Below are 21,086 nucleotides of genomic sequence, written 5' to 3' on the forward strand. Positions count from 1 at the left end.
TGCGGCAGAGGCGGGCGCCGCAGTCGCGGACGCAGGGCTTGCCGCGGCCGGCCTTGAGCGGGCGGTCGCATACGGCGCAGCGGTGGCGGGCACGGGTCACTGTCGGTTACTCCTGTCTGCCTGCGATGGAAAAACAGGCTCTCTTGAGAGCACGACTGCGTACCCCCTATAGCGGGGGGTGTCTCGTACCGCCTGAGCTGCGGTGATGCTCGGGACGTTGGGGGTACGCACGGCCGCGTACCCCTTGGCCCCGCCCTCGGGGGGTACGCACGGCCGCGTACCCCTACCGGATAGGAGTTGACCTGCGGAGTTCGTCCCCATGAGCGGGGGTACGCACTCTGGCCGGAGAGAGGGAGGGTTTTTACCTGAGACCGGAGGGCCATGTCACTCTCCGTCCTCGTCGGCCGGGGCGGCGAACACCTCGGGTACGAAGATGTAGAGCCTTACTTGGCCGCCGTTCATCTTCTTCTTGGCGAGGTAGGGCGGCCGGTACGAGTCGTTCTCGACAAGCACCTTGGCTTCCCGCCAGCTGGGGATGACGGACTCCAGCTCGTATCCCGCGCGGCTCAGCGCTTCTTTGAGTCGCTGTGCCAGTAGGCCGACCGTGGGCTGTTCGTCGATGTCCAGCTCCCGGCCGATCCATCCGGAGAACGGGGGCTCGTTGTCGGTGCCCGGCGCCCACAGGGAACGCCGGTTGGATGCGACGTACTCGCGGACGACGTCGAGCGCCATCTCGCCCCTGTTGTCGGTCTGGTCCGAGACGGCGAACAGTCGGCGCCAGACGGACATGGGCGGGGTCGGGAAGGGGATGATGCCCCATTCGTGGCCGACTTCTGCAGCGAGGGCGAGGACTGCCACCAGGGGGGCCCGGCGGGCCGACATGTCGCTGTCGTACCGGTGAGCCTCCGTCAGTTCCTTGTGGCGAGCGACCAGGCGTCGCTTTCCGTTCCCGGCGGTCTCGTCGAGCAGCTTCTCGACGAACCGGGGGCCGGCCGTGCCGTAGTGCTCGGCGCAGCCGTCCCGGACGTCGACGGCCGCCGTGGCGGACTCGGGTCCGTCTGTACCGAACGGCGCTTCCTTGACGGTCAGGACGCGGGCGCCGGCGCCTTGGTCGGTCGTGAAGGTGAGAACTGATTGTTCTCCCGTCGAGATCACGATGGTTCGCCATGGGAGGCCGGACGGCCAGCCACCGCCGCGGGCTTGCCCGTGGTTCTTCGGGATGGAGTACAACAGGGCGTGCACCAGTTCCGGATCACGCACGAGCTTGGTCTCGTCGAACACGACCGGTAGGCCGTTGACCAGGTTTAGCCGCTTCTCTGCAGCAAGCATCGTGGTGCGCCACGAGTACATGCCGTCTGCCTTCTCACTGGGGTCTGCCCAGACGCTCATCCCGGCGCCGGCCGCCGTGGTCTTCCCTCGGGTTGACCGCCCGCTGATGTCGACCGTGAACGAGTTGACCCCGACCAGTTCCAGCAGCGGGGCGGCGAGCGACGCGTACACCGCCATCTGTGCAGCTGGGTACGCCTCCATCGGCTTCACCGCGGCCTGCCAGCCCGCGAACGACCCTGCCGGGGCGTGCGCGGCCAGTGCCGGCTTCTGCTCGTCGTACTTGACCTCGACACGGTGCGGCTCGTCCTGCGAGGTGACGAACGTGCCGTCCTTCTGCCAACCCAGCTGTCGGGCCAGGTGAACGCGCGGGATCTTCCCCTGATTCAGGGACTCGAAAGCTGCTAGGTAGCGTTCCGCCAGCTTGGCGTCGGCCTCGATGACTGGCAGGCCGGCGTCTCCGAGCGTGGCCACCAGGATGCGGCCCCGTCGGACGACGGAGCGTTGCACGGTCCTGGTGACGACTTGCCCGCGGTCGGTCCATGCCAGTTCGACGGCCTGGTCGCCGACCGGGTCGACGTAGACGCAGCGGATGACCAGGGGTGCCCACGCGATGCGGACGGGCACCATCTCGCCCTTGACTTCCTTCTCAACCCACACCCCGCCATAGCTGATCTTGTAACCGGTGGGCATGCGCACGCCCTCGGGAACGAGACGGTTATCCGTCCATTCCTCGGTTGCCTGCTCGGTCGTCTCGTCGGTCACGCGGACACCCCCACCGTGCGGAAGGCGGAAGCGATCGTGCTGCGGGCTTCCGCCTCGGCTAGACCTGCGTGGATGGCCGCATCCAGGAGGACGGCGGGCGCGTCCTCGGCGCCGGCCTCGGCGGCGCGGCAGGCTGCCCAGAACAAGCGGGAGTTGCGCTGCCCCTGGGAGCTGTCGGCGACGAACTTGACCAGGCCCTGAAGGTTCCGAGACTCAGGCCGCGGGTACGACGAATGACGCACTGGCCGCTGGGGCTTTGTGAGGATCGCTTGCAGGAGCCAGGCCGGGGCCTTGGCGGGCGGGCGCTCCGGGTCCTCCAGCTCGTACACGACGCCCGTAGCGTGGAGAGCTCCGGGGCCGACGACGTAGGCGTTGCCCGCACGGACGTCACCGTCGAACTGGCCCTGCAGAGAACCGAGTCCGTTGCCGAGCTTCAGCGACGACCAGGCCCACAGGTAGTCGTGGTGGCCCTTGGCGGTGCGGACGCGCATGGTGGCCGGCCACTGCTCGCCGCGGGCGCCTGCTACATCTTCGATCGCTCCGGGCCGGTCGCTGTCGACGACGAGCAGCTGCACACCTTCAGACCTTGAGCAGGCGCCTACGGAGACGGCGGGGTTCCGCAGTCCGCGGGCGAACGTCTCGTGCACCTTGCGCTCGTCGAGAGTCCAGCCGCGAGTGAAGGCGACGGCGGGATGCTTGCCGCGGGATCCGTCGCACGTCTTGTGCAGGCCCGTGCAGCGGGCCGTGCCGGGGTGGTCGCAGGGGAACACGGCGAACCCGTGCCGGATGAGCCACCGGGCTCCTTCAAGGGGAGTCATGCCGCCCCCTTGTTGGCGAACTCAAGGAGGTAGTGCGCGCCGCAGGGCGCGTCCTTCTCGCCGAGGCCGATATGCCTATGCCAGGACTTGCACTCAGGGCAGCGGGCGGCGAACTCGGTTCGGCCGCTCGTTTGGACGGGTACCGGGCGTGCGATGAGGTGTGGCACGATGGGGCTCGCGTCAACCACGCAGCTTTCCTGAAACGCCCCGGATTCGGCCCGGGGCGTTTCTGCGTTCTGGGTCATGCGCTGTTCGCCTCCCGGCGGATGGGCCAGCCGGGGCCGGGCGGCACTTCGGGCTTGCCCTGCAGGGCGGCCGGGGTGTGCTCGGGGCAGCGGAGGCCGGGGATGTACTGGCGGATGTTCTCGTCGGCGTGGCAGTAACGGGTCTCGGGACCGATCCAGTGGCCGCACTTCGGGGCGGGGCGCTCTTTCATGCCGCGGCGCCTTCGACCTGCTTGGCGTCGTAGCGCTCGATGTCGTCCCAGCGCGCCCGGAGGTACCTGCCGACGGGGAACATGAGCTTCCCGGGGCCGGTCTGTGTCTGGTGCCAGCGGTGGACGGTCTTCTGCGGGACGCCGTAGTGCTCGGCGATTTCGGGAACGGTGGCGAGGGGTCGCCGTGTCATCGCTTCTCCAATGAGTGAATTCATTTCACCTAGAGGTGTACTGAGATACCTCGCTGAGCGGCATGGTGCCGCAGTGTTGCCCGTGATGCAAGTCCTCACTAAGGTGAAACGAAATCACCTAGATAGAGGGGCAGGCGATGGTGCAAGGGGTTGGGCCAGTGCAGGCTGTGGCGGCGCGGGTGTCTGAGCTGCGCCGACGCAAGGACATGACGGCTGCTGAGCTAGGCCGGCGGATGACCGACCTCGGCCTCAAGTGGGACCGCTTCACCGTCGCCAACCTGGAGAGCGGGAAGCGGCAGAGCGTCACCCTGACTGAGTGGCTCGCGCTGGCGCGCGTCCTCGACGTCTCGCCGCTGCACCTCCTAGTGCCGCTCGAAGAGGTCGAGTTCAAGGTCACCCCAGACGAGGCGGTACCCACCAGCCGCGTCCGGGCATGGCTCCGCGGTACCGAGCCGCTGCCCGGGACGGATCAGCGCATCTTCCGCAGCGAGATCCCGCTCGACGAGTTGCCCGCGCCGACGGGCCAGCTGACGGTCGAGGGGCAGGCGGTCCGTGACAGCCTGCGAGCCGAGTACCGAGTCGCTACGGGCAAGGAGCTCGGCGACGACGCTCTGTTGAATTGGATGTTCCGCGGCGAGCGGCCCGCGGAGATGGGCGACCGCGCTACCTGAGGGAGGGAGGCAGCGGAGGGGAGGCCAGCACCCCGATTCCGGGGGTCTGAGGGCTTCGCTGCGGCTGCCTCCCTTGCCTCCCTAACCCGTCGTTTCCGCAGGTCATGTATAGGGAGGCAGGGTGGGGAGGCGGGTAGGGAGAACTCCCTCAGTCTTCGCCGCCTCCCTCGTCGTCGAGGTCGTCCTCATCGCGGCTGGCGATGGCCTCGAGGATCCGGTCGAGACTGACGTGCATCTTGCCGCCGGTCTTGTAGTCGCCGTGCCCGGCGTCGTCGAGGACGCGCTTCAGGTCCCGGGGCGACCACGACCCGTACTCGACGGGGTTGAGGTCCTTGAGGCCGTGTAGCACGTCCAGGGTGAGCATCTTCGTCTCGTGCCCGAGCACCTTCGCGATGTCCGCGAGGTGGTCTACGGGGGCGAACGCAGGGGCGGCGGCCGGACCGGTGCCCTCGTACAGGGCCATGGCCCGCTCGACGACCGGCGTCACCTCGTCGATGCCCTTCTCGGGATCGCGCTGGACGTAGTGGGCGCGGATGATTTCGAACGGCTTGGACGTGAACCCGTAGGTGACCGCGGTACCGATGTCCTGGCCGGGCACCAGCTCGGTGGCGCGGATGCCGGCCTTGTACTTGCCGGAGCCGAGGAGACCGTCGTTGGCGACGTGGTCACCGACGGCGAACGCGACACGGTTGGACGTGTTGCGGGTGACGTCCTTCGGGATGCTGTCGGCGGTCGGGGAGACGGTCACCCAGATGAGGGTGATGCCCACCTTGCGGGCCTTCTTCATGACGCGAATGGCCAGCTCAGCGGCTTCCTTGCCGTAGTCCTTGCTCATGAACAGCTCGTGGCACTCGTCGAACACGACGACCTTCGGCCGCATCCGCGCGTCCTTCATCGCCATTTCGCGGGTGAGCTTCGTCGACTCGCCGCCGAGCTCCTCCAGGAGCTTGCCCCGCTCGGTGACCTCGTTGGACAGGGCGCGCAGCGCGTCGAGGGCGGCTTTCAGCTGCTCGGGGTCGTCGCCCTTGACCAGGGTTCGCAGCCGGGGCCTGAGCGGGTCGTAGTCCACGTTCGTGGCCATGACGTACACCTCGGCGATGACCAGCGGGTCGAGGATGGCGCCGAGCAGCAGGGAGACGACGATGGACGTCTTGCCGGAGCCCATGATGCCGCCGACGATCCAGTTCTTCGCCATGAGCTGGCCGATGATGGCGTCGCCGCGCTGGGAGACGGCGACCGGTACGCCCTTGAAGTAGTCGGTGGTGCCTTCGTGCAGGAGCGGCCATTCCGGTACGGGGCCGTTGAGTGAGCCCTGGTCAGCGACCCAAAGGTCGAGCACGCTGGGCTGGTTGGGCGGCTCGGTCGGCCATACCTCGACCGGCTTGCGCATCAGGTTGTGGGCCAGGACGCTCTTCTTCGCGTTGACCATCTCGATGGTGACGCCCTGCGGCATCTGCAGCTGGCTGTGGTAGCCGTTGCCGAGGCGGGTGGTGGGCTGCACCCAGCGGGGCCTCCAGCCTTCCTTGATGGCCTTGTTGAGCTTGGGGATGGACAGGTTCTCCAGCGCGCGCAGGATGGCGTTCTCGTCGGGCAGGACGTCCAACGCGGCTGCGTCGAGGGGCAGCGCCCACGTGGGTGCGGACCTTGCACCGCGTCCGACCGCCCACACAGCTGTGAGGCCGATCCACGGGGCGGCCAACAGGGCCGGCTTCCAGATGACTCCGGCGAGGAACGCCACCCAGCGCACCAGCTCGACGACGGCCGCGAACGGGGCGTAGATGTCGCTGGTGTCCTCCGTGCCCAGGGCGATCAGCACACCGAGCATGAGCAGCGCCCCGGTGCCGGTGGCGGTGGCGTAGCCGATGGCCTTGGGCAGGTAGATCATGGTGCGGATCATGTCCATGCGGCGCCGGTGGCGGGCGGCCCGGTAGGACTGTGCGCGCTGCTCCCACTCCTTGACCTCGTCCATCAGCCCGGCGGCTTCGGCGGCCCGGATCATGCGTTCGTGGCGGGCCGTTGTGCGGCCGTCCCACGCCCGCTTGGCGAGGATGCGGGCGCCGCCGGCCACGTAGGCGCCGTGGCGGACAGCGAGCCGGTAGGCGCCGTGCTGGCGGGTCTCGACGAAAACGCGGCGCAGGGAGTCGATGCGCACCCGGCGGCGAGGCCGCGGCTTGTCCTCGACGGACACGGCGGGCGGCTGCTCGGTGGTCGGTTCTGGGGCGAGTTTGAGCAGGGAGACTTGCGGTTTGACGTGCCCGTTTACCTTCTCAGGGGCGGTGTCGGTCATGCTGGGGCTTCCTTCTCTCTGCGGAGGGACGGGAGGCCCGGGGCGGCCGGTGTGCCTGGCAGCTGGCGGCCGCCCCGGGGCGTAGTCACTTCTTCTTGCGGCGCAGGGCTTCCTGCTCGATGCGCTCGACCTTGCGCTGCAGCTTGCGGATGTCGGCGCGGGGGCCGGCCATGCGGGCGGTCAGGGCGACGATGCGGGCCTTCTCGCCACGGGTGAAGTCGCCGAACTTGATGCCGTCAGCCACGGGTCACTTCCCCTTCTTGCCGCGGCGGCGAGGCTTGTCGGGGATCGGGGTGGTGCGGGGGGCGACGCCGGTGACGGGCAGGAACGTGATCGGGTCGATTTCCAGGGTCAGCTCGAGGTCGTCGTTGGAGACGGGCTCGGGCTTGCTGGACCGGCGCTTTGCCATGGGTTACTTCTCCTCGTCGGTGGCGGGCGGCTGCGGGAGGCTCATCGAGAAGGTGACGGTGTAGTCGCCGTCGTCCTCGTACTCGATCTCGCTGCCGGTCTCCGGGTTGGTGGTCACGGGGATCTCCTCTCGTGAGGGCCGGGCTGTCCGGCCCCACCGCACCCCCGCGTCTGTTCCAAATGGAACAGACGGCGGAGGACGGAAGGGCAGGTCAGCGGCCCTTCTGGTAGTCGGTCCAGATGGAGCGCAGGACCAGGGCGAGGATCGCGACGGAGATCCCGCCGATGGCGATGGCGATGGATGCGAAGGCGATCCCTACGCCGCCGACGCAGACCGCGCAGCCGATGGCAATCCACTCGCCGGCGCCGCGGCCCGGCTTGCGCTGGTGATCGCACGCATGCGGCTGAAGGGCGGGCTGTGCTTGTGCCGCCTTGGCCAACTCGACTGCGGCCAGCGCGATCTGTACGGCGGCCGTGTTCACCGCGGCCTCTTGCGCGGCGGCCTCGGCCTTGCCGAGCGGGGTCAGGTCGCTACTCACGGGGTGCCCCCGCCCGGCCCGGCCAGAGCCTTCTCCCGGTCGTACAGGGCGTCGATCGTCTCCCACGACCCGGTCAGGCCACGGGTGTTCATCTCCGCCCGCATGGCCTCCCGGAACTTCCGCTTCGACGGCGGCGGGTTGGTCGCGTACAGCTGCGCGGCGAGCAGTGCCACCGCCTGATCGTTCGCGGCCTTCGCTGCCTGTGCCGAGGGCGTGCCGCCACCCGTGCCGGACGATCCGTCACCCCCCGTGCCAAGTGCGGGAACCCCCTCCGGCACGCCCCCGGACAGCAAGGCCTCCAACTCCCTGTCAGAGACCAGGCCGGGCAGCTCCCCAACCTCCGGCAGGGGATGCTGGTCGATCACCTCGGCGTACCGCTCGTAGGCGTCGTGGGTGACGGTGACCGCCTTCGCCTCCGCCTCCCGGGCCGCCTTCACGATGTCGGCCGCGGCCTTCGTCTCGTCGGCGCGGGCCGCGGCCACGGCACGGGACACGGCGATGCGGTCACGGGTCGTGGCACGGGTCCGGTCGATGGCGGCCTGAGCGCGGGGACTGATCCGGGTACGGTCCCGGTCGATCGCCATCACCAGAGTGACCTTGGCAAGCACGGGGATGAGTGCGCCGACGACGGCGGCCAGGACGTCACCGGCGAGCAGCCCGTGAACGGCCAGCACGGCGACGGTCAGCGGCAGGAACACCCAGCCGATCGCCTTCGGGAGGCGGGCATTGGAGCCCTGCCGGCGGTGCGCGGTCTCCTGCGCCAGGGCGTACAGCCAGACGGCGTCGTAGAGGACGGCGACGCTGTACGCGAATGCGGGGTGTGCGGTCGAGGTGAGGATGCCGCCGATAGCGGCGACGGCCCATACGACAGCGATGACGGTGAGGGCGGCGGGCAGCAGCCAGGGCGCCGCCTTCCTGATGGTGCTCATTCGCCCACCTCCGGGGTGGCGGCGCGCACTACGCGGTGCGCGGCAAGGCAGACGGCTTCACGGTCGCGGCGGTCGTTCGCCTCGATCAGCGCAGCCATCAACGCGGGTACAGGGGGGATCGGCCGGGCCGACCGGCACGCGGCACGAATGCCGGCATGCTCGGTCGGGCGGCGCACGGGCCACTTGGCAGTCACGACCCGTTCCTCCGCAGCCGGTCCAGCTGGTTGCTGAGCCGGTACAGGCGTCCGGCGTGCAGAGCGGTCTCCGCGGCGAGCTCCCGCAGCTGCGCGGGGTCCATCGCCGGGAAGTCGTCGACGTCCACAACCGGGTACGGCTCGGGCTGCAGCTCGGCGAACGGCCCCCACGAGATGCGGGCGGGCAGGAACTCGATGGTTCCGCCGTCCGTCTCCAGCTCGGCCGCGACCGTCCGCCCGACGTGCGTGACGTCGACGCGCTGGACGATCTGCTCGCCGTCGTGACCCGTGCACCAGTCCGGCTCGGGAATGGTGATCTCGCCGTTGTCGAGCGTCGTGAGGGTGACCGTGCCGTTGCCGTAGCGGGGCGCCTGTACGGGCCGCTCCTCCGGCTCACGGCGCGGCGGGTACGCCCGGTCGACCGCTTCTTCGAGCAGCTGCAGAACACGCTGCTGCTCGGGCGGGAACACCCGGCCCCGGTCGCGCTCCATCTGCGCGTCCAGCTCGGCGAAGGCCTGCACGGACAGCCAGGCCTCAACCTCGTGACGGACCTGCAGAACCGGCACCCGCTCGACGGGGCTGGTCGTGAAGCCCTCCGCCCAGGCGATCCCGAGCGCCGTCGCGATCTGCTCACGCGACATCAGGAAGTCGACCCGCACGATGACCTCAGGCGTGTGCTCCTCGTCGCCGAACGGGTCCGTAGGCCCGTACAGCGGCATGTCGGGCCGCTCACGACCCCAGTAGCGCTCGCTCACCGGCCCTCCCCAGCGGGGAGGGCGATTGCCTCGGACCAGGACTTGCCCTTGGCGAGTTCGGCGTGCGCCTGAGCAACGGTGACGTAGCCCGCTACCGGGTGCTTGGCCAGCTGCTCGCGCAGGTAGTCGGTCGTCCACTCGACGTCCATAAGCGGCTTGTCGTCGAGGACCGAGCGGAGGGCGATCACCGCGTGCATGGCACGGTCGCAGAGGATGCGGTTGCGCACCTCTTCACCGGCGACGGTCGCCGAGTGCGGGATCTCGAGGGACTCCAGCACCGCGGTCAGCAGATTACGAACGTCGGCGTTCACGCTCACCACCCCCGGACGCGCAGCGCGCGGCGGCGGGACGACTGCTTGGCGGGAAGCGGGCGCGGGGCCGGCGTCTCCTCGACACGCGTCAGGTCCACGGAGTCGACCTGCGGGTAGCGGGAGCGGTTCACGTTCTGGTTGCGGCGCGGCATCAGGCGACACCACCCTCACGCACTCGGCGCAGGGCCTCGTCCATGTCCGGGTCCGAGTCGCCGTTGGTCTGGTTCGCGAGCCGGGCAGTGCGGGCCTGGTGGCGCAGCTCGGACGCGAAGCCGATCACCTCGTCGGCGACCTTCTCGGCCTGGTCCGGCGTGAGGTGGCAGTAGGCGTTGCCGCCGGCGTCCGTGATGCTGATGTGCGCCGCCCGGAACTGCGGGTCCCTGGCCACGGGGTCGGACTCGACCCAGGCGTGCATCTGGATGGGGAAGGCGCCGTATCCGAAGGTCGGCACGGCCAGGATCGCGTCGTCGCCGTGGTGCATGACGTCCGCGATGCTTCCGACGGAGTCGTCGACGTGGTCCACACGGCACCAGTTCGGGCACTCGATGTAGGCGATGACGCCGTCCTCGCCGTCGCGGGCGACCCTGGCGGGCACCAGACGGAAGCCGGGCTTGACCGCGGGGAACGGGTGGACGTTGTTCGTGGTCACAGCGCCACCGCCAGCTCTGCGGCGGGGATGCCGCGGTCGGCGAGGTACTGCGCGAAGGCGGTCCGGGAGACGCGGAAGGTGCCGCGGCCCGAACCGACCCGGTAAGCGGCCAGCTGGCCGGCGTCGATGAGGCGGTAGACGGTGGTGGAGTCGACGCGCAGAGCGGCGGCGATGTCCTTGACCTTGAGCGGTTCGCCTTCGGGCGCCTGCTCCTGGGCAGGCGCAGTAAGCTCATGCTGCATTCGGAGACCCAATCTCTCTGATGCGTTGGCCTCGACGGGCCCGGAGGTGCAACTCCGGGACACCCCGTCGGGGCCGTTGTTTTGGGCAGAGCTGAACTTGCGGCACTTGCAGAAAGTGCCGATGTCGAAAACGGTATAACGAGTAGCCCAATCCAGCAAGGGTGTGACTGAGCGACCACGAAAACAGCTCTAGAAGCGCAGGTCAGGCACGTGGGACACTTGTTGTGACCAATGAACAAGAGAGGGACCTAGTGGCCGCTCAGCCGAAACCGGCGTACCAGCAGATCGCCGACGACATCCGCCAGCGCATCCTCGACGGCGACCTGCAGGCCGGCGACAAGCTGCCGACGGAGACCGACCTCATGGCGGACTACGGGGTCTCTCGGATCGTCGCGCGCAACGCGACGCAGGTGCTTCAGGGCGAGGGCCTAGTTGAGAAGCGACAGGGAGCCGGGACCTTCGTCCGCGGACAGCGTCCCCTGCGGAAGCGCATCTCGGGTGACCTGTACGGGAAGCGCCCGGTTGCGTCGCCGATGAAGCGACAGACGGAGGCGGAGGGCCGGCGGTCCGAATGGGAGTACCAGACGCGCGTCACGGCCGCCACGAAGGCGGTCGCGGAGCGGCTCGGCATCGAGGCCGGCGACGACGTGGTGCGCACGACGTACCGGTTCTTCGCGGACGACGAACCGGTCATGCTGTCGACGTCCTACGAACCGCGCGCGCTCATTGCCGGGACACCCATCGAGCAGCCGGAGGGCGGCGCCATCACGGGTGTCGTCCCGCGGTTCGACTCGATCGGTGAGCACATCACGCACGTCACCGAGGACGTCAACGCGAGAGCCCCGCGGCCGTATGAGGCTGAGCAGCTGCAGATCGCCGCGGGCGTGCCTGTCATCGCGATCACGAGGACGTACTACGTCGACGAGCGGCCCGTCGAGTCTGCCGACATCGTGGTCGCGGCCGACCGGTACACCCTCAGCTACGTGATCCCGATCCCGCCGCCGGAGTCTTGATGAGCTCAGAACGCAAAAGAGGCCCCCACCCTGGAGTCAGGGCGGGGGCCTCTCTCATGACAGCGGGTAGCGTCGGGCAGTCCGCAAACGGTCCGCAGTACGCCGAGGCCTCTTGAGGCACATCGAGGCACACTGAGGCGCATAACAGCAGGTCAGATCGCCATCAGCTCTAACGTGGCTGGTTGGATAGTTGCTGCACGAGTTCGAGATGTACTTCGACGTGTGATCGACGCCTGATTCAGGCACCGAGGCATAGCGCCCGCGCCCCCGCTGTTGCACTGACAGCGGGGGCGCGGGCGTTTGTTCTATTCTTCCTCTGTCGATGGGCGACACGGGGGTGGACGGGATGCCGGAGCGGCACGAACACGACGATCAAGAACGCGAGTTCGACCTGAAGTGGGCGGACAACGCCGAGCACAAGGAGCCCTCGGCGCGGGCCCGTATGCTCGCCGCGCGCTGGAAGGAGAACCCGCCCGGGCCGGTGCCGTTCCGGGGTGAGCCCGATCATGTGGCACGGCGGCAGCGCAGGTCGGGATGGGTGTCCACGGCGATCGTGCTGGGCTGCGTCGCCGGGGTGATCGTGCTGCTGGGCTACATCAACTTCCGCGCGGGCTACTAGGTCCTCCTGCGGTCCCGCGCTCGCCTGACCTTTGCCGGTCCTGGGGCCGATCACGACCCGTTCATGGGCGTCACCGGGTGCACACTGGGCAGTGGGACGAGTGCCTGAGTGCGCGGGGTGATGCGAGATGCAGAGCCGGTTCCGGAGTGATCGGCGGTTGACCGCCCGTATGGGGGTCACGCTGTTTCTGCTCGGGTTGTTGTACGTGGCGTTCGTCGTCGCGTTGATCTTTTTGCTGAAGTCCTGGGTGCTCGTCGTGGTCGTGGCGGCGGCGCTGCTGGGGGCGCAGTACTGGTTCTCCGACCGGGTCGCGCTGTTCGCGATGCGGGGGCGGGTCGTGGAGCGGGAGGAGTATCCCGAACTGCACGGGGTCGTCGACCGGCTGTGCGCCATCGCCGACATGCCCAAGCCCGTGGTCGCCGTGTCGGAGATGGACATGCCGAACGCGTTCGCCACCGGGCGAAATGCCGATCATGCCGTGGTCTGTGTGACCACGGGCCTGCTGCGGCGGCTGGAGCCGGACGAGCTGGAAGGTGTGCTCGCGCACGAGCTGTCGCACGTGGCGCACAAGGACGTCGCCGTGATCACGGTCGCCTCGTTCCTCGGCGTGATCGCGGGGCTGATCGTACGGTTCGCCTTCTACTCGCAGTTGTTCGACAGCGGGCGCCGGGATCAGAACACCGCCGTGATCTTCGCCGCCGTGATGGGCGTGTCCGCGGCCGTGTACGCGCTCAGCTTCGTGCTGATCCGGGCCCTGTCCCGGTACCGGGAGCTGGCCGCCGACCGGGCCGCGGCGCTGCTCACCGGGCGGCCCTCGGCGCTGGCCTCCGCGCTCACCAAGGTATCCGGCGACATCGCCCGCATCCCGACCAAGGACCTGCGGACGGCGCAGGCCTTCAACGCCTTCTACTTCACGCCGGCCCTGGGCCGCGAGCCCGGCATCGCCCGCCTGTTCTCGACTCACCCGAGCCTGGAGCAGCGGCTCGACCAGCTGGGGCGGATCTCCGCCGAGCTGGGCGAGGCGGCGGCTCCCGGAGGGGCGTGAGCATGGGGCTGCTGGACATTCTGCTGGGCCGTACGAAACCGGTCGCGCCCGATCTCGACCAGCTCTTCGGGCTGCCGTCGGCGGCGATCATGCTGGAGGCGGCGGCCGGGTTCCGGCCGACCGGGAGCGGGGCGGTGTGCTTCGCCACGGTCGAGGGCGCCGTCTTCGAGCAGACGCACCGCGAGGTGCAGGCGCTGCTGGACGCGGACGCCGCGCGCGAGGGCCGGCCGGTGCGGCTGACCCGGGACGGCTACGGCTACTCGTGGCTGGTCTCCCGGCGCGGTCCCGAGCAGTTGCCGGAGCTGGTCAACGACCTGCACGCGGTGAACAGCGCGATGGAGGTCAACGGCTTCGGCCCGCAGCTGCTGTGCTCGCTGGCGGGGTTCGAGGACGACAGGGGCCGCAGGCTCGCGCTCGTCTATCTCTACAAGCGCGGCACCTTCTACCCCTTCGCGCCGCTGTCCGGCGCCGCGGAGCGGCGCGACAACCCGCTGGAGCTGAGGGTCAAGGCCGCGCTGGCGGGCGACCTGCGGATCGAGCAGGACCTGAACCGCTGGTTCCCGGTGTGGGGTGCCCCCGGCCTGTGACCGGGGAGCACCCTCGACCTCGGGTCACCACCACAGGTGGTGTCACTTGCTCTTCTCGCGCTCCTGGCGGCGGGACTCCAGGGGGCGCTCGCGGCGGTAGCGGCGCTCCCACTTGGCCTGCATGTCGCGCCGGTCGCGGTAGGAGCGGTAGTCCGCGGGCATGGAGCCCCCGGAGGGCCCTCCGCCGGCCCTTCCCCCGGGCCTGCCGCTCGGCGCGGAGAGGCTCCGGCCGTACTGGAGGTAGAGGAAGAGCACAGCGACCGCGGCGAGCCAGTAGACGTGGTTTCCGAATCCAAGGATCACCAGGACGACGGTCCCGGACATGACGATGGTGCCCATCACGGGCCTCCGTGAACGTGGGTCGGTACTGAGCGGTGCGTGAATGTCCCCGACGGGGTGTCGCTGGGGGATGGCGACCGTCCGTCGGTGCGTAGAGAGTAGCCCCGAGTCCGCAGGGTGACGCCCGCCCTGCGAAAAGCGGCGTGAACTGCTCCGTTACGCATGTCCAGGGTAGGGAGACCGTCACCCGGCGTGCATCTCCTTTTCCCGGGGCCCGAGTTCGGCCGGTGGCCGCTGTGAGTGAATGGGGCACATGACCGAGCTCCTCTCCTTCACGCACACCCACGACGGTGAACTGCTCAGCGGCGTGTACGGCGGTGCCGCTGGCGGTCCGGAAACGGCCACCGCCGTCCTGCTGCACGGCGCGGGCATCGGCAGCAAGGAACGGCTGCTCCCGCTGCTCGCCGATTTCGTGTCCCGCGGCTGCCACGGGCTCGCCCTCGACTTCTCGGGACACGGTGAAAGCAGCGGTGAACTACGGGAGTTGAGCCTGCGAAGGCGTTTCGAGCAGGCGGTCTCCGTGATCGACGCGCGTGTCCCGGCGGACGGTCCGCTGATCCTCGTCGGGTTCAGCATGAGCGGACAGACGGTGACAGACCTCGTCGCGCACTACGGGCAGCGCGTGGCGGCGATCGGGCTGTGCGCGCCCGCCGTATACGCCCAGGAGGCCTGGGATGTGCCGTTCGGCGAGGGGAACGGACGGTTCAGCGAGATCATCCGCAGGCCGGACGGCTGGCGCGGGGCGCCCGCACTCGATGTCCTGCGGGCGTACGAGGGCCGGGCGGTGCTCGCGGTGCCGGGGACGGACGCGATCATCCCGCCGGAGGTGACGGAGGCCGTCCAGGACGCGCTGGCCGCGCACGCCCAGTTCACACGGTTCGAGGTGCCGGGCTCGGAGCACATGCTGGGGATGTGGTTCCAGGAACATGCAGAGGACCGGCGGGAGTTCGTGACGGCGGTGGTGACCGGCCTGGGCGACCGGGGGTGGACGGCCACCCGGTCGTGGCTGGCCAAGCAGGTGCCGCAGGGGCGGACGGTCGCCGACACCGCCTTCGCGAAGGGCGGCTGGAGCTCGCAGATGCGACGGCTCACCCTCGACGACGGCTCCGAGCTGGCGCTGCGTACGTTCGTGAAGCCCTTCTTCCGCAGGCACGCGCCGGGACTGCTGACCCGTGAGGCGTCGGTGCTGACCCTGCTCGCCGCTCAGGAGGGCGTCCCCGCACCCGAGTTGATCGCCGTCGACGCCACGGCCGAGCACTGCGACCACCCCTCGCTGCTGATGTCGCACCTGCCGGGCCGGGTGCGGGTGGACGACGAGGACCTGGACCGGCGCCTGGACCTGCTGGCGGCCCAACTCGCCGCGATCCACCAGGTCGTACCGGACGAACGCCCGCGGCCGTACCAGGCGTGGACATCGCCGGAGCGGGTGCGGACGCCGTCGGGAGGGCTGTGGGAGCGGGCCGTGGAGGTGATCCGGCAGGAGCCTGCGGCGTATGAAGGGTGCTTCCTGCACCGGGACTTCCACCCGGGGAACGTGCTCTTCCGGGGTACGGGTGAGGACTGCCGGATCAGCGGGGTCGTCGACTGGGTGGAGACCTCGTGGGGCCCCGCCGACCTCGACGTCGCCCTCCCCCACTGCCTTGAGGGCGTGGGAGGTGCCCCCAGCTCGACCGCGCTCGCGCTGCTCCACGGACCGGAGCACGGCCTCGGCTTCCGGGACCGCTACGAGGCGCAGGGCGGGCGACGGCTCGCCGACGGGGAGGACCACCTGTACTGGCGGCTGATCGACGCCCTCGCCTACGCCCCCGACGCGGCGAAACTCGCCGGCCCGTGGCGTGAGCTGGGGCGGACCGAGCTGACGCCCGAGGTGCTGGGCGGGCGGCTGACGGCGTACGTGGAGGGGGTACTGGAGTCGTACGGCTGACCGCGCCGCCCGAGCCGTACGGCGGTGCTCAGACCCCGGGCGCCGCCCTGACCACCCCGGCGCCGACGGCCGCGCCCAGGGCTGTGTGGTCCCTGAGTGTCTGGTTCGCGTAGGCCAGGGCGAAGTCGGTGATCGCGCGGTCGAAGGTGTCGGCGCCGCCGAGGTAGCCGGCGATGGCGATGCGGTCGCCGGAGCGGGCGTGGGCGCGGGCGAGGGTGGTGCCGCACAGGCGGGCGTAGGCGAGGAGGTTCTCCGGGCTCATGCCGGCGACGTCCGTGGAGCCCTTCATGTCGCGTAGCTGGCGCCAGTAGAAGGCACGGCCCTGCGGCCCCGACATCCAGCCGAGGAAGACGTCACCGGCCGCCTGCATCAGACGCTGGCCCGCGACGACGCGATGGCCGGGATGGACGTAGGGCCCGCTGGGCAGATGCTCCTCCAGTACGGACGGCCGCGCCTCCTTGATCTGGAGGAACAGCGGGTCGTCGGTGTCCCGGCCGGCGAGCAGCACGATGAAGCAGCGCAGCCCGACGCTGCCGACGCCGACGACCTTGCGGGCCGCGTCCATGAAGCGGTAGCGGTCGAGGAGCAGGCGGCGCTCCTCGGAGAGGGTCGAGCGGTAGTCGCTGAAGATCTTGCGCAGTGCGGCCATGTCGGAGGTGCCCGCGCGTTCGAGGAGCGGCGGGTCGTTGATGATGCGCCGGCGTCCGTCGACGATCTCGGTCAGCCTGTCGAAGCCACGCATGCTGGTGCGGCGGCGGGCGCGGCCGAGGCTGGCCTCGACTCGGCGGCGGTCGCGGGTGGAGCGGACCAGGGGCAGGAGCTGCTGGGCGTCGATGCGCGTGTGCCAGACGGCGAGCTCGCCGAGCTGGGCCAGCCGCCGGATGGTGGTGCGGTACGCGGTCACGGCCTCCAGGGCCGCGCGGCCGGCCTTGGCGTCCGGGTGGCCGATCTCGCGGGCGGCCACGGCGACCGAGGTGGCGAGACGTTTCACGTCCCACTCGAACGGGCCGCAGAACGTCTCGTCGAAGTCGTTCAGGTCGAACAGCAGGGAGCGTTCCGGTGAGGCGTACAGGCCGAAGTTGAGCAGGTGGGCGTCGCCGCACAGCTGCACGGTGAGGCCGGTGTGCGGGGCGGCGGCGAGGTCGGCCGCCATCACGGCGGCGGCGCCGCGCAGGAAGGCGAACGGCGACGCCGTCATCCGGCCGTACCTGATCGGCAGCAGCTCCGGCAGCCGGTCGCGGCCCTGGCGTTCCAGTACGGCGACGGGGTCGGGCCGGTCGACGGAGGGGACCCAGGCGGCGTGGGCGGAGCGGGACAGATGCTTGCGGGCGGCCTTGCCGCGGCGGGCCCGCTCGGCCGGCGTCATGGGGGTCGTCACGAGGACACGTTTCTGTCCACGGCCGTCCCGTGCACCGGCCGCCGTATGCCACGTCTGCCCATCGCACCTCCCGCTGCCGCCGCACGCTCGGGCGAAGTCCGCCGCCCGGTCCGTCCCCCGGTTCTTCAGCCGGTCACCCGGTTCGTCACCCTCCTGATCGCAGTGAAGGCGGGGGCGGGGGTGTGTGCATGCCGGGTACGGCAATCGGGTGACGGGGCGGGCCATCCCGAGGGGCGGGCGGGCCCGGGGCGTGACCGGTGCGTGGGCCGTTGTCAGTGGGGTCCGGGAAGATGCAGTCACTGGCTGTGTGACGGCATGACGGGTGGAGGCCGGGATGGGTGACGGGCTGCGGTACATCGGGGTGGCGGAGCGGCGGGCCCGGCTGGGGTTGCGGCATCGGCTGGCCGGGGCGGCCCGGGCCGGGCGCCCGGAGGACGTCGCCGAGTCCCTGGTCGCGCTGCACGGCACCGATCCGGCGACCGTGTACCTGGCCGTGGGGGCGCGGCTGGCGGAGCCCGGGAAGACCGTCGCGGAGACCGAGCGGGCGCTGTACGAGGAGCGGGCGCTGGTCCGGATGCACGGCATGCGGCACACCGTGTTCGTGTTCCCCACCGGGCTGACGGCCGTCGTGCACGCCTCGACCGGCCTCGCGGTGGCCGCCCGGGAGCGGGCCACGCTGGTCAAGCACATGGCCGCGGCGGGGGCGCCGGACGCGGCCTGGCTCGAGGAGGTCGAGGAGTCGGCCTTGGCCGCGCTGGCCCGGCGCGGGCAGGCGACGGCGGCCGAACTCGCCCGGGACGAGCCGCGGTTGCGCGAGCAGTTCGCGTACGGGGCCGGGAAGAGCTACGAGGGCGTGCACACCGTTTCGACGCGGCTGCTGCGGGTGCTGGGCGTCGAGGGGAAGGTCGTGCGGGGGCGGCCGCTGGGCTCCTGGACGTCCTCGCAGTTCCGGTGGGCGCTGGCGCCCGAGCATCCCGAGCTGGACGTGGCCGGCGCACAGGCGGAGCTGGTCCGGCGCTGGCTGGCGGCGTGCGGACCCGCGACGGAGGCCGACCTGAAGTGGTGGACGGGGTGGCGGGTCACCGAGGTGCGCCGGGCGCTCGCGGCGATCGGGGCGCAGACCGTGGCCCTGGACGAGGGGGCGGGGTACGTCCTCGAGGGCGACGACGGTCCGGTGGCCGGGCCCTCGGAGCCGTGGGCGGCGTTGCTGCCGGGGCTCGACCCCACGGCGATGGGGTGGCAGCGGCGGGAGTGGTATCTGGCACCGGAGCTGTGGCCGTCGCTGTTCGACCGGAGCGGCAATGTGGGGCCGACGGTGTGGTGGAACGGACGGGTGGTGGGCGGGTGGGCCCAGCGCCGGGACGGGGAGATCGTCTGGCGGTTGCTGGAGGATCTGGGGGGTGCGGAGCGGCGGGCGGTGGAGGCCGCGGTCGCCATGGAGGCGGAGGCGTTGCGCGGATGGGTGGGGGCGGCCCGCGTGACGCCTCGGTTTCGGACGCCGCTGGAGCGGGAGTTGTCCGCGTAAGGGATTGTTCCGGATCATTCCGGGCTTTCCGGGTGCCCTCGACGTCGAGGGCACCCGGCTGCGCCGACTACCGCGAGTACCTCATGAGCGCCCGCACCATGTGGCACGTCGTGTCCGACGGAGGATGGACGCCGATCGTCTGCGCGGTGCTTCGGATCGTCTCGTTGCGGGCCTGGTTCGGCATGAGGACGCCCGAGTCGAGCAGGGCGATCGCCAGGCGCAGGGCCTTGAGGCGGCGGTTGTGGGTGACGTACCACTCGCGCGGACGGCCCGGCGGCAGCGGCCGCTTCTCCAAGGGCGCGTACGGCAGGTCGAGCAGGACCGGGTGCTTGGCGGTGGACTGGGTGGGCTTCGCCTTCAGTGCGGCAGCGGGCACAGGCATCCTCCTGTCGCGGTGGAGCGCCGGCCGGGTTCCCGGCGACACTCTCGAACACTGACTCCAGTTTAGTACCTGGCACTGACAATCGGGGGGTGCCAGACGTCCATGAAATCCCCTGGTCAGCAATGAAATTGGCGTCATGTCACGCCGGGTTCGGGAGGTGTGCGTGAGACGCCGAAAAATTCGAACACGAGTGACTCGGGATACGGTGAGCGGCATGGAGATCTGGATCAATCCGGCCTGTTCCAAGTGCCGTAGCGCCCTCACGTTGCTCGACGCCGAGGGGGCCGAGTACACCGTCCGCCGCTACCTGGAGGACGTGCCCAGCGAGGACGAGATCCGGGAGGTGCTCGATCGGCTGGGACTGGAGCCGTGGGACATCACGCGGACCCAGGAGGCCGTCGCCAAGGAGCTCGGGGTCAAGGAGTGGGCGCGGGACGCCGATTCCCGGGAGCGGTGGGTCAAGGCCCTGGCCGAGCATCCGAAGCTGATCCAGCGGCCGATCATCACCGCACAGGACGGTACGGCCGTTGTCGCTCGCACCGATGACGCCGTGCGGGACGCGCTGTCCCGGGAGGGCTGACGGGCGAGCTGACGGGCTCCCTGGTGAGGTGTGACGTAGGTTACTTGGGCCAACTCCCGTGACCACTGAGTAACTTCGTTCGGCATCTCGTACATAGCGACGTACGCTCCCCTAGCTCTTCAGGAGGCGCGCATGTCGCGTAGGAGAACTCTCAGTACGAACAAGAAGCTCGCGCTGTTGGTGAGTGCGGCGACGGTGGCGGGAGGCGGCGCCTTCGTCATGGCGAGCACCTCGAACGCCTCGCAGACGCCGACCGTCAAGTCCGCCGCGGAGTCGACCGTCTGTCAGGGGCTCGCCACCGCGCTCGGCAACAACGAGCGGTTCATCGAGGGACAACGGGCCAATCCGGACGCGCAGTCCGAGGCGCGGATCGCCAACCGTGAGGCGGTCATCGCACAGATCAAGGTCCAGCAGGAGGCGTCCGGGTGTGGGGTTGGGGAGTCGGCTCAGGACTCCCAGGCTTCGCAGCCCGCGCCGAGCGCTCCCGCGGGGGGTGCCGGTGACGCAGGTGCCGGTGACGCAGGTGCCGGTGACGCCGGGAACGCGGGTGCCGGGGAGGCCGGCAACGCGGGGGACGGCGGCGGTGCCGCGGCCTCGGGGCAGCAGGTCTGCAACGGGTCGACCGTCACGCTCTCCGGCGAGGGCGGGGCGCCGGCCGCGTCCAGCAACCAGTTCCCGGCCGGTACGAAGCTGAAGGTCACCAACCTGGACAACAACAAGTCCACGACGGTGGAGGTCACCTCGGTCTCCGGCAGCTGTGCGCTGCTCAACAACGCGGCCTTCGAGCAGGTGCGTGAGCCCGGCAAGTTCCTCATTCGCCGAGCGCTGATAGAGAAGGTGGGGTGAGGCTTCCGTAGTCACCTCGTACGTGACGGGGGTCCCCCCGCTCGAGCGCATTCGAGAGTGGGGGGGGGGAGGGTCCTGCTGCTCGCGGCCACGAGCGGCAGGGCCCGCGTGCGTGTGCCTGCGGGTGCTTCGTTCACTCCCATCGCATACGAGTCGGCCGTGTGCTCCGTCCCGGCTGCGCCGGATGCCGCGGATGGGCGCTCACAGCGTGAAACGGGCCACACCAACACCAGGTAACACGGGGTTCACATTCGAGCAATGGCCGGGAAATCGCCTGTTGACAAGCTCCTGTAGCGCGGCGCCCCAGTGCCGCAGCGCCGCAGCGCC

The 21,086-nt window shown here is 70.1% G+C and carries 28 protein-coding genes; 9 read left to right on the forward strand and 19 right to left on the reverse strand.

The genetic code is table 11. The annotated features are described in order from the left end of the window. Window positions 1-384 precede the first annotated feature (384 nt). Genes ACZ7M7_RS02590 through ACZ7M7_RS02610 form a run of 5 tightly spaced genes read right to left on the reverse strand, consistent with a single transcriptional unit; the run spans window position 385 to window position 3,536 of the window. On the reverse strand, window positions 385-2,091 hold the full coding sequence (locus ACZ7M7_RS02590; protein ID WP_472112032.1) for a DUF927 domain-containing protein: 1,707 nt from the start codon (window positions 2,089-2,091) through the stop codon (window positions 385-387). Then, entirely contained in the window at window positions 2,088-2,909 is an 822-nt protein-coding gene (locus ACZ7M7_RS02595) for a bifunctional DNA primase/polymerase (RefSeq protein ID WP_472112034.1), read from the reverse strand. Before ACZ7M7_RS02595 ends, ACZ7M7_RS02590 begins: the two co-directional genes overlap by 4 nt. Continuing rightward, window positions 2,906-3,154, reverse strand: coding sequence for a hypothetical protein (locus ACZ7M7_RS02600; RefSeq protein WP_472112037.1), 249 nt, complete (start codon window positions 3,152-3,154; stop codon window positions 2,906-2,908). Before ACZ7M7_RS02600 ends, ACZ7M7_RS02595 begins: the two co-directional genes overlap by 4 nt. Then, window positions 3,151-3,345 (reverse strand): hypothetical protein, encoded by a 195-nt coding sequence (locus ACZ7M7_RS02605; protein WP_472112040.1) that lies wholly within the window; start codon window positions 3,343-3,345, stop codon window positions 3,151-3,153. Before ACZ7M7_RS02605 ends, ACZ7M7_RS02600 begins: the two co-directional genes overlap by 4 nt. Next, on the reverse strand, window positions 3,342-3,536 hold the full coding sequence (locus ACZ7M7_RS02610) for a helix-turn-helix domain-containing protein (RefSeq protein ID WP_365062026.1): 195 nt from the start codon (window positions 3,534-3,536) through the stop codon (window positions 3,342-3,344). The genes ACZ7M7_RS02605 and ACZ7M7_RS02610 overlap by 4 nt, the downstream gene beginning before the upstream one ends. Window positions 3,537-3,742: 206 nt before the next feature. Here ACZ7M7_RS02610 and ACZ7M7_RS02615 point away from each other — a divergent pair, with 206 nt between their 5' ends. Continuing rightward, window positions 3,743-4,207 (forward strand): hypothetical protein, encoded by a 465-nt coding sequence (locus tag ACZ7M7_RS02615; protein WP_472112043.1) that lies wholly within the window; start codon window positions 3,743-3,745, stop codon window positions 4,205-4,207. A gap of 148 nt (window positions 4,208-4,355) precedes the next feature. On the opposite strand, the gene ACZ7M7_RS02620 is transcribed toward ACZ7M7_RS02615, so the two are convergent. From ACZ7M7_RS02620 to ACZ7M7_RS02670, 11 genes are all read right to left on the reverse strand, one after another. Next, the gene (locus ACZ7M7_RS02620) at window positions 4,356-6,494 is read right to left on the reverse strand and encodes a zonular occludens toxin domain-containing protein (RefSeq protein WP_472112046.1); all 2,139 of its coding nucleotides are present in this window, start codon (window positions 6,492-6,494) and stop codon (window positions 4,356-4,358) included. An 85-nt stretch (window positions 6,495-6,579) separates the two neighbouring features. Next, window positions 6,580-6,738, reverse strand: a complete 159-nt coding sequence (locus ACZ7M7_RS02625) for a DUF6257 family protein (protein WP_472112049.1) — start codon at window positions 6,736-6,738, stop codon at window positions 6,580-6,582. A 3-nt stretch (window positions 6,739-6,741) separates the two neighbouring features. Continuing rightward, the gene (locus ACZ7M7_RS02630; protein ID WP_472112052.1) at window positions 6,742-6,903 is read right to left on the reverse strand and encodes a hypothetical protein; all 162 of its coding nucleotides are present in this window, start codon (window positions 6,901-6,903) and stop codon (window positions 6,742-6,744) included. 211 nt (window positions 6,904-7,114) lie between these two features. Next, window positions 7,115-7,441, reverse strand: coding sequence for a hypothetical protein (locus ACZ7M7_RS02635; RefSeq protein ID WP_472112055.1), 327 nt, complete (start codon window positions 7,439-7,441; stop codon window positions 7,115-7,117). Then, window positions 7,438-8,370 carry a hypothetical protein gene (locus ACZ7M7_RS02640; protein ID WP_472112058.1) on the reverse strand — a complete coding sequence of 311 codons (933 nt, stop codon included), beginning with the start codon at window positions 8,368-8,370 and terminating at the stop codon, window positions 7,438-7,440. Before ACZ7M7_RS02640 ends, ACZ7M7_RS02635 begins: the two co-directional genes overlap by 4 nt. Then, window positions 8,367-8,564, reverse strand: coding sequence for a hypothetical protein (locus tag ACZ7M7_RS02645; protein WP_472112061.1), 198 nt, complete (start codon window positions 8,562-8,564; stop codon window positions 8,367-8,369). The genes ACZ7M7_RS02640 and ACZ7M7_RS02645 overlap by 4 nt, the downstream gene beginning before the upstream one ends. Next, window positions 8,561-9,319 carry a DUF6907 domain-containing protein gene (locus ACZ7M7_RS02650; RefSeq protein WP_472112064.1) on the reverse strand — a complete coding sequence of 253 codons (759 nt, stop codon included), beginning with the start codon at window positions 9,317-9,319 and terminating at the stop codon, window positions 8,561-8,563. Before ACZ7M7_RS02650 ends, ACZ7M7_RS02645 begins: the two co-directional genes overlap by 4 nt. Then, entirely contained in the window at window positions 9,316-9,630 is a 315-nt protein-coding gene (locus ACZ7M7_RS02655) for a hypothetical protein (RefSeq protein WP_472112067.1), read from the reverse strand. The genes ACZ7M7_RS02650 and ACZ7M7_RS02655 overlap by 4 nt, the downstream gene beginning before the upstream one ends. A gap of 2 nt (window positions 9,631-9,632) precedes the next feature. Then, complete coding sequence (locus ACZ7M7_RS02660) at window positions 9,633-9,782, reverse strand: hypothetical protein (RefSeq protein WP_472112070.1); 150 nt, start codon at window positions 9,780-9,782, stop codon at window positions 9,633-9,635. Then, entirely contained in the window at window positions 9,782-10,279 is a 498-nt protein-coding gene (locus tag ACZ7M7_RS02665) for a DUF6907 domain-containing protein (protein WP_472112073.1), read from the reverse strand. The genes ACZ7M7_RS02660 and ACZ7M7_RS02665 overlap by 1 nt, the downstream gene beginning before the upstream one ends. Next, window positions 10,276-10,521 (reverse strand): helix-turn-helix domain-containing protein, encoded by a 246-nt coding sequence (locus tag ACZ7M7_RS02670; RefSeq protein WP_472112076.1) that lies wholly within the window; start codon window positions 10,519-10,521, stop codon window positions 10,276-10,278. The genes ACZ7M7_RS02665 and ACZ7M7_RS02670 overlap by 4 nt, the downstream gene beginning before the upstream one ends. 251 nt (window positions 10,522-10,772) lie before the next feature. Between ACZ7M7_RS02670 and ACZ7M7_RS02675 the strand changes: the two genes are divergently transcribed. From ACZ7M7_RS02675 to pspAB, 4 genes are all read left to right on the forward strand, one after another. Continuing rightward, the gene (locus ACZ7M7_RS02675; RefSeq protein ID WP_472112079.1) at window positions 10,773-11,534 is read left to right on the forward strand and encodes a GntR family transcriptional regulator; all 762 of its coding nucleotides are present in this window, start codon (window positions 10,773-10,775) and stop codon (window positions 11,532-11,534) included. A 346-nt stretch (window positions 11,535-11,880) separates the two neighbouring features. Beyond that, complete coding sequence (locus ACZ7M7_RS02680; RefSeq protein ID WP_383597634.1) at window positions 11,881-12,153, forward strand: SCO2583/SCO2584 N-terminal domain-containing protein; 273 nt, start codon at window positions 11,881-11,883, stop codon at window positions 12,151-12,153. A gap of 127 nt (window positions 12,154-12,280) precedes the next feature. Next, the gene (gene htpX, locus ACZ7M7_RS02685) at window positions 12,281-13,198 is read left to right on the forward strand and encodes a zinc metalloprotease HtpX (protein ID WP_383596288.1); all 918 of its coding nucleotides are present in this window, start codon (window positions 12,281-12,283) and stop codon (window positions 13,196-13,198) included. A 2-nt stretch (window positions 13,199-13,200) separates the two neighbouring features. Continuing rightward, a complete protein-coding gene (gene pspAB, locus ACZ7M7_RS02690; protein ID WP_472112083.1) occupies window positions 13,201-13,785 on the forward strand; it encodes a PspA-associated protein PspAB in 585 nt (194 codons plus the stop codon). Window positions 13,786-13,827: 42 nt separating this feature from the next. Here pspAB and ACZ7M7_RS02695 read toward each other — a convergent pair whose 3' ends face one another. Further along, window positions 13,828-14,124 carry a hypothetical protein gene (locus ACZ7M7_RS02695; protein WP_383596282.1) on the reverse strand — a complete coding sequence of 99 codons (297 nt, stop codon included), beginning with the start codon at window positions 14,122-14,124 and terminating at the stop codon, window positions 13,828-13,830. A gap of 253 nt (window positions 14,125-14,377) precedes the next feature. On the opposite strand from ACZ7M7_RS02695, the gene ACZ7M7_RS02700 reads away from it, so the two are divergent. Next, on the forward strand, window positions 14,378-16,048 hold the full coding sequence (locus tag ACZ7M7_RS02700; RefSeq protein ID WP_472112086.1) for an alpha/beta fold hydrolase: 1,671 nt from the start codon (window positions 14,378-14,380) through the stop codon (window positions 16,046-16,048). A gap of 28 nt (window positions 16,049-16,076) precedes the next feature. On the opposite strand, the gene ACZ7M7_RS02705 is transcribed toward ACZ7M7_RS02700, so the two are convergent. Continuing rightward, window positions 16,077-17,414: a DUF2252 domain-containing protein gene (locus ACZ7M7_RS02705; RefSeq protein WP_472113874.1), complete on the reverse strand. Its 1,338-nt coding sequence runs from the start codon at window positions 17,412-17,414 to the stop codon at window positions 16,077-16,079. 346 nt (window positions 17,415-17,760) lie between these two features. On the opposite strand from ACZ7M7_RS02705, the gene ACZ7M7_RS02710 reads away from it, so the two are divergent. Then, window positions 17,761-18,951 (forward strand): winged helix DNA-binding domain-containing protein, encoded by a 1,191-nt coding sequence (locus ACZ7M7_RS02710; RefSeq protein WP_472112089.1) that lies wholly within the window; start codon window positions 17,761-17,763, stop codon window positions 18,949-18,951. A 67-nt stretch (window positions 18,952-19,018) separates the two neighbouring features. On the opposite strand, the gene ACZ7M7_RS02715 is transcribed toward ACZ7M7_RS02710, so the two are convergent. Then, complete coding sequence (locus ACZ7M7_RS02715; RefSeq protein WP_383596274.1) at window positions 19,019-19,327, reverse strand: hypothetical protein; 309 nt, start codon at window positions 19,325-19,327, stop codon at window positions 19,019-19,021. A 220-nt stretch (window positions 19,328-19,547) separates the two neighbouring features. Here ACZ7M7_RS02715 and ACZ7M7_RS02720 point away from each other — a divergent pair, with 220 nt between their 5' ends. Further along, a complete protein-coding gene (locus ACZ7M7_RS02720) occupies window positions 19,548-19,913 on the forward strand; it encodes an arsenate reductase family protein (RefSeq protein WP_383596271.1) in 366 nt (121 codons plus the stop codon). A 132-nt stretch (window positions 19,914-20,045) separates the two neighbouring features. Next, entirely contained in the window at window positions 20,046-20,759 is a 714-nt protein-coding gene (locus ACZ7M7_RS02725; RefSeq protein ID WP_427841388.1) for an RlpA-like double-psi beta-barrel domain-containing protein, read from the forward strand. The last annotated feature ends 327 nt before the right edge of the window (window positions 20,760-21,086 follow it).

Source organism: Streptomyces sp. NPDC111606, from assembly GCF_055656945.1.